Source organism: Bradyrhizobium sp. MI1.7 (assembly GCF_055811795.1).
The window spans coordinates 106,478-118,630 of record NZ_JBVVPO010000009.1; the positions used below are offsets into that span (position 1 = coordinate 106,478).

11 protein-coding genes are annotated in these 12,153 nt (G+C 64.5%); 1 reads left to right on the plus strand and 10 read right to left on the minus strand.

All coding sequences use genetic code 11. The features are described 5' to 3' along the window. Positions 1-225: 225 nt before the first annotated feature. The 7 genes from rpsO to rimP form a co-directional block, all read right to left on the minus strand. A complete protein-coding gene (gene rpsO, locus AC0L3X_RS11850) occupies positions 226-495 on the minus strand; it encodes a 30S ribosomal protein S15 (RefSeq protein ID WP_008131787.1) in 270 nt (89 codons plus the stop codon). Positions 496-497: 2 nt separating this feature from the next. Further along, complete coding sequence (truB, locus tag AC0L3X_RS11855) at positions 498-1,616, minus strand: tRNA pseudouridine(55) synthase TruB (protein WP_063980141.1); 1,119 nt, start codon at positions 1,614-1,616, stop codon at positions 498-500. Continuing rightward, the gene (rbfA, locus tag AC0L3X_RS11860) at positions 1,613-2,044 is read right to left on the minus strand and encodes a 30S ribosome-binding factor RbfA (protein ID WP_063980140.1); all 432 of its coding nucleotides are present in this window, start codon (positions 2,042-2,044) and stop codon (positions 1,613-1,615) included. The genes truB and rbfA overlap by 4 nt, the downstream gene beginning before the upstream one ends. Positions 2,045-2,200: 156 nt before the next feature. Continuing rightward, entirely contained in the window at positions 2,201-4,909 is a 2,709-nt protein-coding gene (gene infB / locus AC0L3X_RS11865; RefSeq protein WP_063980139.1) for a translation initiation factor IF-2, read from the minus strand. 72 nt (positions 4,910-4,981) lie between these two features. Further along, the gene (locus AC0L3X_RS11870; RefSeq protein ID WP_354131701.1) at positions 4,982-5,665 is read right to left on the minus strand and encodes an RNA-binding protein; all 684 of its coding nucleotides are present in this window, start codon (positions 5,663-5,665) and stop codon (positions 4,982-4,984) included. Positions 5,666-5,688: 23 nt separating this feature from the next. After that, positions 5,689-7,299 carry a transcription termination factor NusA gene (nusA, locus tag AC0L3X_RS11875; protein ID WP_028150578.1) on the minus strand — a complete coding sequence of 537 codons (1,611 nt, stop codon included), beginning with the start codon at positions 7,297-7,299 and terminating at the stop codon, positions 5,689-5,691. Positions 7,300-7,301: 2 nt separating this feature from the next. Continuing rightward, positions 7,302-8,060: a ribosome maturation factor RimP gene (gene rimP, locus AC0L3X_RS11880; RefSeq protein WP_063980137.1), complete on the minus strand. Its 759-nt coding sequence runs from the start codon at positions 8,058-8,060 to the stop codon at positions 7,302-7,304. A 386-nt stretch (positions 8,061-8,446) separates the two neighbouring features. On the opposite strand from rimP, the gene AC0L3X_RS11885 reads away from it, so the two are divergent. Continuing rightward, positions 8,447-9,529 (plus strand): DUF2336 domain-containing protein, encoded by a 1,083-nt coding sequence (locus AC0L3X_RS11885; RefSeq protein ID WP_063980136.1) that lies wholly within the window; start codon positions 8,447-8,449, stop codon positions 9,527-9,529. Positions 9,530-9,663: 134 nt separating this feature from the next. On the opposite strand, the gene trmB is transcribed toward AC0L3X_RS11885, so the two are convergent. The 3 genes from trmB to AC0L3X_RS11900 all read right to left on the minus strand — a co-directional run bounded on the left by trmB (position 9,664) and on the right by AC0L3X_RS11900 (position 12,028). Beyond that, complete coding sequence (trmB, locus tag AC0L3X_RS11890) at positions 9,664-10,374, minus strand: tRNA (guanosine(46)-N7)-methyltransferase TrmB (protein WP_063980135.1); 711 nt, start codon at positions 10,372-10,374, stop codon at positions 9,664-9,666. Next, complete coding sequence (locus AC0L3X_RS11895; protein WP_063980134.1) at positions 10,371-11,528, minus strand: M20 family metallopeptidase; 1,158 nt, start codon at positions 11,526-11,528, stop codon at positions 10,371-10,373. The genes trmB and AC0L3X_RS11895 overlap by 4 nt, the downstream gene beginning before the upstream one ends. An 86-nt stretch (positions 11,529-11,614) precedes the next feature. Continuing rightward, positions 11,615-12,028, minus strand: a complete 414-nt coding sequence (locus tag AC0L3X_RS11900; protein ID WP_008131807.1) for a helix-turn-helix domain-containing protein — start codon at positions 12,026-12,028, stop codon at positions 11,615-11,617. Positions 12,029-12,153: the final 125 nt, after the last annotated feature.

Below are 12,153 nucleotides of genomic sequence, written 5' to 3' on the forward strand. Positions count from 1 at the left end.
TCATACGGGCGCCTTGCCCGTTGTGCCCAGCCGCCGGATTGCTGCTGGACTGTCAGTCGGCACGAACGCGAACACCGGATTGCGGTCCTCGCCCATCGTGCCCGGGTGCTAGCCGTCAACGGCTCGCACCCGACGCGCACGCAGCCTCGATCAAAAACCTTTAAACAAACGCTTTCGCTCGAAACCGCGCACGAAAACGCGCGCCAGTGGCGCGCGCAGGAACACTTAACGACGAATGTTGTGCTTCTCGAGCAGCGCCTTGTAACGCGCCTCGTCCCTCTTCTTGAGGTAGTCGAGCAGCGAGCGGCGGGTCGAAACCAGCTTCAAGAGGCCGCGACGCGAATGGTTGTCCTTCACGTGGGTCTTGAAATGGTTGGTGAGGTTGTTGATGCGTTCCGACAGGATCGCGACCTGAACCTCCGGCGAGCCGGTGTCGCCGGCCTTGTTGGCATTCGTCTTGATGACTTCCGCTTTGCGTTCTGCGGCAATCGACATCGTCAATTTCTCTCGTTGCGACCGGTGCTGGCAGTCAGACCGGTCAGGTTGAACACACGCTTGGGGATGATTTCGCCGTTGCCGACTTCAGCAAGCGCCAATAGACGGCCTGCCACCGTGACATAGACTGTGCCGCTACTAGTGGGCGCATCCCGTCCGCGCAATAAAACGGCCTGGCCCCGATGGAGCCTTGCCGCATCAGCCCGAGTGACGGCCAGTGCCGGGATGTCGTCCAGCGCGGTCTCAACGGGCATAAGCGCGTCGGCGAGGCTGCCCTCGCCGGACGCGGCTCTATCGCATAAAGCCTCCAACTGATCCAGCGGAATCATGTCGTTCTCGTCAAATGGGCCGACCAGGGTCCGCCGCAGCGCGCAGATGTGGCCGTAAGTGCCGAGAATCCGGCCCATATCGCGGGCCAGCGCCCGGACATAGGTGCCCTTGCCGCACTCCGCCTCGAACACTGCCCGGTCGCTATCCGGTTGATCCACAAGGGTTAAATGATGAATTTCGACGGGACGGGGGGCCAGTTCCACAACCTCGCCGTCGCGGGCGAGGTCGTAGGCGCGCTCGCCCTGGACCTTGATCGCGGAATAGCGCGGCGGGATCTGCTCGATCACCCCGGTGAAGCGGGGCAGCAGGGCCAGGATGGCCTCCTGGGTCGGGCGCTGGTCGGAGGTCGCGGTGACCCGGCCCTCGATATCATCGGTGTCGCGCTCCTCGCCCCAGCACACGGTGAACTGGTAGCGCTTGCGGCCGTCCATCACGAAGGGAACGGTCTTGGTGGCCTCGCCGAGCGCAATCGGCAGGCCGCCGGAGGCGAGCGGGTCGAGCGTGCCGGCGTGTCCCGCGCGCTTGGCGTTGAACAGGCGCTTGAGCACGGCGACGGCTTGCGTCGAGGTCATGCCGATCGGCTTGTCGAGCACGACCCAGCCATGGACGTCGCGGCGGTCGCGGCGCGGCTGGTTGCCCTTCTGCTTGTTGGCGCGGGGATCGTTGTTGACGCGGCGCGGCTCCTGATGCGGCTGCGAATCGCCGCCGAGATCCGCAAAATTATTTTTCTGCACGTCGCGCTGATCGGTCTCTTCGCCGCCGATCGTGCCGTGAGCCGGGTCCATCGTCATCGCTCTTCTTCCCGATCCGAATCCGGATCCTGTTCCAGGTCCTTCTGCACCGCAGGTGTTCGCAAAAGCTTCTCGATCCGTTCCGCTTCGTCGAATCGTTCGTCGACGCGGAAACGAAGGTCAGGTGCAAATTTCAGGTTAACGCGCCGCGCGACTTCGCCGCGCAGGAATTTCTTGTTGCGCTCGAGCGCAGCGATGATGACCTCGGTGTCGCGGCCACCGAGCGGCATCACGTAAACCGTTGCGAGCTTCAGGTCGGGCGACATCCGAACCTCCGGCACGGTGATGATGTGACCTTCGAGGTCCACATCATGCACATTGCCTTGCGCCAGAATCTCGGCCATCGCGTGGCGAACCTGCTCGCCGACACGCAACTGGCGTTGCGAGCCGCCCGGCGCGGAACTTTTCTTCTGATGGTGGCGGGGCATGGTTGAAAATCACCTCGTCGTGCCCGCGTTTGGGACACGAGCATTGTCATTTGTCCTGTTGAAACGAATGCGGCGCGGATGGCCGGAATAAATCCGGCCATCGCACTCCCGCAATTTCAGCTCAAAAAGATCCGGGCGCTTCGGTAAGATTTGGACTTACAGGGAGCGCTGGATCGTCTCCACGCGATAACACTCGATCACGTCACCGGCACGCATGTCGTGGTAGTTCTCGAAGGCCATGCCGCACTCCTGACCGGACTGGACTTCCTTCACTTCGTCCTTGAAGCGCTTCAGCGTCGACAGCTTGCCTTCGTGCACGACGACGTTGTCGCGGATCAGGCGCACATTGGCGCCGCGTTCCACGGTGCCGTCGGTGACGCGGCAGCCGGCAACCTTGCCGACCTTGGAGATGTTGAAGATCTCCAGGATCGCGGCATTGCCCAGCATGGTTTCACGCAGGGTCGGCGCGAGCAGGCCGCTCATCGCCTTCTTCACGTCGTCCACGAGGTCGTAGATGATGTTGTAGTAGCGGATCTCGATGCCGTTGCGCTTGGCGGCCGCAGCCGCCTCCTTGTTGGCACGAACCGAGAAGCCGATGATCGCGGCGTTGAAGCCTTCCGCGAGCGTCACGTCCGATTCCGAGATGCCGCCGACGCCGGCATGCAGGATGCGGGCTGCGACTTCATCGGTGCCGAGCTTCTCCAGCGAGCCGAGGATCGCTTCCAGCGAGCCTTGCACGTCGGCCTTGATGATCAGCGGGAATTCCTTGCGGCCCGCCGTCTTCAATTGCGACATCATCTGCTCGAGCGAGCCGCGCATGCCGGAGATCGAGGCAGCCGCGTTCTCGCGCTTCTGGTGCGCGCGATAGCTGGTGACCTGGCGGGCGCGGGCTTCGTTCTCGACCACCGCGAGACGATCGCCGGCCTCCGGCGGACCGTTGAAGCCGAGCACCTCGACCGGAACCGAAGGACCGGCCTCATGCACCGTCTCGCCCTGATCCGAGATCAGCGCGCGGACGCGGCCCATCTCGGCGCCGGCGACAATGATGTCACCGACACGAAGCGTGCCGCGCTGGACCAGCACGGTCGCGACCGGGCCACGGCCGCGATCGAGCTTGGCTTCGATCACGGTGCCTTCGGCCGGACGCTCCGAATTGGTCTTCAGGTCGAGGATGTCGGCCTGGAGCGCGATCATCTCGAGCAGCTTGTCGAGATTGGTCTTGTTCTTGGCTGACACTTCGACGTCGACGACTTCGCCGCCGAAGGATTCGACCTGCACCTCGTGCTGGAGCAGCTCGGTGCGCACGCGCTCGGGCTTCGCATCGGGCTTGTCGATCTTGTTGATGGCAACGATGATCGGGACCCGCGCCGCCTTGGCGTGGTTGATGGCTTCGATCGTCTGCGGCATGACGCCGTCATCGGCAGCAACCACCAGCACGACGATGTCGGTCACCTTGGCGCCGCGGGCGCGCATCGCGGTGAACGCGGCGTGGCCGGGCGTGTCGATGAAGGTGATCTTCTTGCCGCTTTCGGGCGACAGCACCTGATAGGCGCCGATATGCTGGGTGATGCCGCCGGCTTCGCCGGAGACGACGTTGGCATGGCGGAGCGCGTCGAGCAGCGAGGTCTTGCCGTGGTCGACGTGACCCATCACGGTCACGACGGGCGAACGCGTCTCGGTGTCGGTGGAATCGTCGGTGGCGTCGAACAGGCCTTCTTCAACGTCGGACGCGGCAACGCGCTTGACGGTGTGACCAAGCTCTTCGGCGATCAGCTGCGCAGTGTCGGCGTCGATCACGTCGGTGATCTTGTGAATCGCGCCCTGCTTCATCAGCATGCGGATGATTTCCACCGCGCGCTCGGCCATGCGGTTGGCGAGCTCCTGGATGGTGATCGCTTCCGGAATGACCACCTCGCGGATGAGCTTTTCCTTCGGCTCGTTCGCGGCATGGCCCTTCAGGCGCTGAGTGCGGCGGCGGAACGAGGCGATCGAGCGCTCGCGCACGTCGTCGGCATTGAATGCGGTCACGACCGTCAGGCGACCGCGCTCCTTCTGCGGGCCGGGTTTGTGGGTGGGCTTGGGGGCTACCACAGGACGCGCGGCGCCGCCGGGACCGCGACGGATCTGGCGCGGACCATCGTCCTCGTCCGGTCCGGCTGCGACCGCGGGAGCGCGACCCAACGGGCCGCCTCCCGGCCTCGCGGTGGTCGTTCCAGGGCGCGCGGTGGTTGTTCCCGGGCGTGCCGTGGTCGTGGTGGTGCCGGGGCGTGCTGCGGGCGCGCCAGGACGTGGCGTGGGAGCGGCCGGGGCGGCAGTTGCAGGGCGCGCGGCTGACGCCGGCTGTTCGCCTTCGCCAAAACGCTTCTTGGCCTCGGTTTCGGCCTTGCGCTTGGCTTCCTCTTCGTGGCGGTGGCGCTCATCCTCGGCCTTGCGGCGGGCCTCGGCGGCTTCGCGCTCGACGCGTTCGGCGGCTTCGCGGACAGCGCGGCGCTGGGCTTCGTCTTCGGCCTGGCGGCGCTCTTCGACTTCGCGCACCTTGGCGTCGGCCAGCGCGCTGGCGCGGGCGGAACGTTCGTCCTCGGTCAGCGTGCGCAGCACCACGCCGGAGCCGGCGTTGCGCGGCGGAGCCGGGCGTGCCGGAGCGGGAGCAGGCGCGGCCGGTGCCGGCTTTGCAACAACCGCGGGAGCTTGCGGTTCGGGGCTGCCGTCGACGCGGCGCTTGCCGCGCTTCTCGACCACGACCTGCTTGCTGCGGCCATGGCTGAAGCTCTGACGCACAGTGCCCGTTTCGACGCGCGGCTTGAGCGATAGCGTCTTGCTCGGAACGCTCAGCTTCTTGTCGTCAGGGGTCTTGGTATCAACCATTCAGCAGTCCTAATCCTGATCTTTGTTAACGTTGTGCGTTGCCGCACCGTCCTATCGGGTCGTCGTTGTCTCTCAGAAATCCTGGCCGGGCTTTTCGGCAGTCTTGTCATCGTCCGCCATCCGGTATCGGACCAGCATCTGGCTACGTGACAGGAATGACTTGCTCGCCGGGCCCGCGAGCAGGGCAGCATGTATCACATTTGACCGGGTAAGTGCCAAATCCAATTCTATCGATTTCAACGCAGTGACGACGGGAATCTGCGGCTTGGCGCCGCGATTCCCGTCATTTTGACGTGCCAGCATGTCCAATTTGCGGATTCCGTCCGCGGCCCCGTCGCTGGCATGGATCAGGACCTCGGCCGTGCCTTCCCGCAGGGCGCTTTCGACCTTGCCGAAGCCGGCCACAATCTGGCCCGCCTTGGCGGCAATCCCAAGGGCTTCCGTCACACTCCGAACCAGGAGCGCCTCGATGTCGGCGGGAAGCGTCTGGGGAGTGCGCAGCTCGCGCTTGAAGGCTTTGCTAAATTGGTGACGCCGCACGGCTTCCGCAACCACCTCGCGCGAGGCGGTGACCCACATGCCGCGTCCGGGCAGCTTGCGCTTGAGATCGGGAACTATGTCGCCGTGCGGCGAAATGACGAAGCGGATCAGCTCGTCGATCGGCCGGACCTCGCGACTGACCGCGCACATCCGCATGGTCGCGGACCTTTCGGTCCGCGGTCCATGGTCGAGATCGTGGTCAGTATCTGCGAGCATCCGGGCGACATTCTCCTTCGTCCTTAAGCCGGCTGATCTTCGGTCGCCTCGGCCTCTTCGGCGGGCTTCGCGAGATCGGCTTCGGTGATCCAGCCGGCTTTGACGCGGGCCTGCATGATCATGGCTTCGGCATCGTCACGGGAGATCTCGATACCGTCGAGCGCACCAGGGAATTTGGTCTGCTCGCCGCCTTCCTTGCGCTCGGTCCAGCCGACCAGATCGTCAGTGGCGCAGCCGGCGAGGTCTTCGACGGTCTTGATGTCGTTCTCGCCGAACTTGACCAGCATCTTGGAGGTGACGCCCGGCACGTCCTTGACGGCGTCCTCGACACCGAGCTCCTTGCGCTTGGCCTCGATCTCGGCCTCCTGCTGCTCGAGATATTCGCGGGCACGGTTCTGGAGCTCTTGCGCGGTCTCCTCGTCGAAGCCTTCGATGCCGGCGAGTTCCTTGAGGTCCACCATCGCGAGTTCCTCGACCGAGGTGAAGCCTTCGGACGCCAGCAGCTGGCCGACCACCTCGTCGACATTGAGCGATTCCATGAAGACGCGGGTGGAGTTCTCGAAGTCGGCCTGGCGGCGCTCCGATTCCTCCTGCTCGGTCAGGATGTCGATGTCCCAGCCGGTGAGCTGCGAGGCCAGACGCACGTTCTGGCCGCGGCGGCCGATCGCCAGCGAGAGCTGGTTGTTGGTGTCGGGCACGACGACCTCGATGCGCTCGCGGTCTTCGTCGATGACGACCTTGGAGACTTCGGCCGGCGCCAGCGCGTTGACCACGAAGGTCGCGATGTCGGGCGACCACGGAATGATGTCGATCTTCTCGCCCTGCAGCTCGTTCACCACCGCCTGCACGCGCGAGCCGCGCATACCGACGCAAGCGCCGACCGGATCGACCGAGGAATCGCGGGAAATCACGCCGATTTTCGCGCGCGAGCCGGGATCGCGGGCCACCGCCTTGATCTCGACGATGCCGTCATAGATCTCAGGCACTTCCTGCGCGAACAGCTTCGCCATGAACTGCGGATGGGTGCGGGAGAGGAAGATCTGCGGGCCGCGGGTCTCGCGGCGGACGTCGAAGATGTAGGCGCGGACGCGGTCGCCGTTGCGGAACACTTCGCGCGGCAGCATCTCGTCGCGGCGGATGATGGCTTCACCGCGGCCGAGGTCGACGATCACGCTGCCATATTCGACGCGCTTGACGACGCCGTTGACGATGTCGCCGATGCGGTCCTTGAATTCCTGATATTGCCGGTCGCGCTCGGCCTCGCGCACCTTCTGCACGATCACCTGCTTGGCCGATTGCGCGGCGATGCGGCCATATTCCAGCGGCGGCAGCGTATCGGCGATGGTGTCACCGACCTGGGCGCCGGGATTGGCGCGCTGCGCATCCACCAGCGAGATCTGGTTGGAATGATTTTCGACCTTCTCGACCACCAGCATGTGGCGCGACAGCCGCAGCTCGCCCTTCTTCGGGTCGATCTCGGCATGAACGTCAGTCTCGCTGCCGTAACGTGCCCGTGCCGCCTTGGCGATGGCGTCTTCCATTGCCGCGATGACGATGCCGCGGTCGATCGATTTCTCGCGCGCGACGGCATCGGCGATCTGGAGCAATTCAAGTCGATTGGCGCTGACTGCCATGGCTAGTCTCCTTCGTCAGGCTCGATCTCGCCCCGCCGCGCGCGTTCGGCGGCCAGGCGGTGCTTCTTCGTATTGGTCGGTGCCGGCTTCTTTTTTTGCGGCTTGGTGTTCTTGGTGATCTTCGCACTGATTTCCGCGTGCGGTGCAGCCGGCGGCTCGATGCCGAGATCGCGGCGCATCTGGCGCTCCTCGGCCTTGCCGCGGCGCATGGATTCCGCGATCAGCTCGTCGGTCAGCACCAAGCGTGCCTCACCGATGTCTTCCATCGTCAGGAGAACGTCGGGATTATCGTTCGCCTTGACGTCGTCGCGATGCAGGTGCACGCGGTCGCCTTCGACGGCACCAAGCATGCCACGGAACCGCTTCCGCCCCTCATGGGCGACCGCCATGTCGATCTTCACCAGATAGCCGGAATAGCGCTCGAAATCCGAGCGGCGCACCAGCGGACGGTCGATCCCCGGCGAGGAGATTTCCAGCCGATAAGCGCGGTCGATGGGGTCCGCGACGTCGAGCACGGGCGACAGCGCCCGCGAGATCGCTTCGCAATCCTCGAGCTGCATCGAGCCGTCCGGCCGCTCGGCCATGATCTGCACGGTGCAGCCGGCCTCGCCGGAGATGCGGATCCGCACCAGGCGGTAGCCCATGCCCTCGAGCACCGGACCTGCGACCGCAGACACACGTGCCGCCACGCCCGGCTCGACCACGAGCCTCGGCTCGGCCAGCAACTCGGCATCCGTGGAACCAGTGTTCGGTTCGGTCATATCAGGGGTCAAGGCGCTCGATGGTTAAGGCTTGGTTAAGGACTTGAACAGGTTAGGATCTGCAGAGCCTGTTTCGGAACTCTTTATCCCGGCAGCTCGCCGGGCCGCATATCTTCAACCAAGCCGCGTTCAGGTAATAAAAAAGAGCGGGTCCTTTCGGGCCCACTCTCACTACGCGGATCGTATGAGAAGATGAATTGGCGCTGATATAGCCCTTTCCGTCCTCCCGGACAAGGCCCATCGCGGGAAAGACGAGGCTTTTTGCGCCCGGCCTGTGGCCCCCCCCGCGCAACGCTTCCTTCATCTAGCAGGCCTAAATTCCCTGATTGTGGGGCGGCTTGGACCAAGGGCGCACCCGCGGCGTGCCCTGTACGAGTTGCGTTTTCATGACCGCTGCCACGTCGCTCATTCCCGGACTGGACGAGATCGTCAAACGCGGCGACCCCCGGCGTCGCGGTGAGATCGCGCGCGCCATCGCCCAACTGTTCTTCCAGGACGCCGAGAAGCTCCGTCCCGATCTCGTCGATCTCTTCGACAATCTGCTGATCGATCTCGTTCCGCATGCCGAGCTTGCCTCGCGCGTCGACCTCGCCGAGCGCTTCTCGCGCCTGAACAATGCGCCGCCGCATCTGGTGAGCCAGCTCGCGCGCGAAAACGAGATCATGGTGGCGGGCCCTGTGCTGCGCCGCTCGCCGGTGCTCGACGACGCCGCTCTCGTCGAGATCGCGCGGCTGAAGGGTCAGGGCCATCTGCTGGCGATGACCGAGCGCCCCGCACTGTCGGCCGCCATCACCGACGTGCTGGTCGAGCGCGGCGATCGCGACGTGGTGCGTCGCGCCGCGGGCAATGCCGGCGCGGAGTTCTCGCAAGGCAGCTATTCCGAGCTGATCAAGCGTGCGTCGCAGGACGGCGTGCTGACGCTCAAGATCGGCCAGCGCAACGATCTCTCGGGCGAGCACCTGAAACAGCTGCTCGACGGCACGCTCGACGTCATCCGCCGCCGCCTCTCGAGCGTGGTCAATCCCGTGCGCCAGGTCGAGATCAAGCGCGCCATGGCGGCGATCGAGGAGGCCGCGCTGCCGCCGGGGCCGCGCCGCGATTTCTCGGCGGCACAGCGCACGGTGCTGACCTTGCATCGCGAGGGTCATCTCGGCGAGAGCGCGCTGCTCGGCTTCGCCAAGGCGCTCAAATATGAGGAATCGATCGCCTCGCTCGCGGCGATGTCCGGTGTCCGCCTCTCGATCCTCGATCGCCTGGTCGCGGGCGACCGCTACGATCCGATTCTGATTCTGGGGCGCGTGCTCAATCTCGGCTGGCCCACGGTGCGCGCGCTGATCCTGATGTGGTACGGCCCGCATCGCACGCCGGCTGATGCCGATCTCGAGCAGGCGCGCGTGAACTTCACGCGCCTGATGCCGTCAACGGCCGAGCGCGTCGTGAAATTCTGGCGCAACCGCCAGACGATCTAATCAAAGTACGGATCTTCGTCGTCATGGCCGGGCTTGTCCCGGCCATCCACGTTCTTGCTGCCCACAGGAGGAAAGTACGTGGATGCCCGGGACAAGCCCGGGCATGACGATTATCGATGGATCGCGCGAAGAATCTATGCGCGCCTGAACCGCAGATATGTGGTCTTGCGCCCTTCGCGCGTGGCCTTCCGGCCGTAGCGCGTCATGGTGTAGCCGTCCCATGGCCGACGGAAATCGTCGGCGCATTGGGCGAGCCACTGAAAATCCGTCGACCGCGACAGATGCATCAGCGTCCACGCGCAGTAATCGTCGATATCGCAGACGAAACGGAATTCGCCGCCCGCCTTCAGCACGCGTGCCATCGCGGCGATGGTGCGGTCCTGGACGAAGCGCCGCTTCCAGTGCCGCCGCTTCGGCCAGGGATCGGGATGGATCAGGTCGATCCGCGACAGCGATGCCTGCGGCAGCCAGGCCAGGAGCTCGGCGGCATCGCCCGCGAACAGGCGGATGTTGCCGATGTTGGCGGCCTCGATCTGCGCGAGGATCTTTGCCATGCCGTTGACATAGGGCTCGCAGCCGATGAAGCCGGTCGTGGCGAAGTTCTGGGCCTCGGCCGCAAGATGCTCGCCGCCGCCGAAGCCGATCTCGAGCCGGACATCGTCGGCCGCGGGATCGAAGATCTCGTTGGCATTCGCCGGCTTCTCGCCCTCGATGTCGAGTGAAAGATGCGGCAGTAGATGATCGATCAGCTCGGCCTGGTGCTGCCTGAGCTTGTGGCCCTTGCGGCGCCCAAAGAAGGCGCGTTCGCTGTCATCGCGATCGGGATCTGATTTTCGTTCGCTCATCGCAGCGTCTGGTACAGGCGATGGAGCAGCCGCGCGCGGGGTTCGAGCGACGAGAGGTAGATCTGCTCATAATGGGTGTGTGCGCCCTTGCCGTCGACGCCGAGTCCATCGAGCGTTGCGGTGTGGGCGGCGGTGAAATTGCCATCCGAGCCGCCGCCGGTGTGGGTGTCGATCAGCTCGAAGCCGATCTCGGTGGCAAGCGACTTCGCATGCTCGTACAGCGAGGCGCCTGCATTGCTCTTCTCGTAGGGCGGACGGTTGAGTCCGCCCGTGACCTTGACCGTGACGCCATCCGTCTTCGACGTCAGCCCGAGGATCTTGCCGACGAACTCCTCCGCGTCGGCAAAGCTCGGCACGCGCAGGTCGACTTCGGCATAGGCCTCCTCCGGCGTGACGTTGGGACGCGTGCCGCCGCGTGCCACGCCGACATTCACCGTGACGCCGCGTGCCAGATCGTTCATCGCTTCCAGCGCCAGGATGACGTTGGCAAGCTCGCGGATCGCGCTGCGGCCATCCTGGGGCCGCGTGCCGGCATGTGCGGGCACACCCTTGATGAATACTTCGAATCGTCCGACGCCCTTGCGCCCGGTGACGATCTTGCCGCCGTCGCGCGCGGGCTCCGTCACCAGCACGTATTTGGCCTTGCGCCCTTCCGCCTCGATCAGCGCGCGCGAGGTCGGGCTGCCGATCTCCTCGTCGGAGGTGAACAAATGGGTGATGCCGAGCGGCGAGCGATCGCCGGCGGCGCAGAGCGCGCGAAAGGCGTGATGGGCGATATAGGCGCCGCCCTTCATGTCGTAGATGCCGGGACCGAACGCGCTGTCGCCCTCGACCTTGAACGGCAGGCGCTCGATGAATCCCATGGGATGAACGGTATCGAGGTGGCTCAGCACCAAAATGCCCGGCCGGTCCTGGCCCCAGGTCGAGCGTGCAGCGAGATGATCGCCGCAGCCATCGACGCCGGCGACGCGCTCGAGCGTAACCGGCAGATCGCGGTATTGCTCCGCGACCACGGAGATCAGCTTGTTGACCTGTTCAGGTGTGTCCGTCGGCGTCTCGATCTCCACCCAGCGGCGGATGCCATCGAGAATAGTTTGTGAATCGAACCAATTGGACTTGGTCATGAACGCATCTGTGCCTTTGAACCGCATCATCGAAGAGGGCGCGCACCAAAAACGCGCCCGCAAATGACGACATAGGCCAGATTTGACGCAGTCTCAAATCGGATTGAGCCGTCGCGTCAGCGTTTGTCGGGACCTTCGCGGGCGGCGATCTGCTCGACGAGATCGACGATCGAGCGGCGCATCTTCGAATCAGTGATTCGGGTGAACGCCTTGGTCAGAGCGAGACCTTCGGAGGTCGCGAGGAAGTCCGACACATACGACGGCGAGGCGCCTTCGGCGAAGCCGTCCGGGCCAGCTACGCCGCTCGGTCCGCCCTCGAACAGGAACGACACCGGCACCTGCAGAATCTCGGCGATCTGCTGGATGCGGCTTGCGCCGACGCGATTCGTGCCCTTCTCGTACTTCTGGATCTGCTGGAAAGTCAGGCCCAAAGCTTCACCGAGCTTTTCCTGGCTCATGCCCAACATGATGCGGCGCATACGCACGCGGCTGCCGACATATTTGTCAACAGGGTTGGGCGCTTTCGACATTTCCTCAGCCTCCAAACATCACCTTCGGCGCAATCACAAGAATGCCTCCGGTGCCAGCAGCGTCAAAATCAAACCCTGTTATTGGGAAACATTGCGGAGAAATTTAGCAACGCCCACTGTCTTTT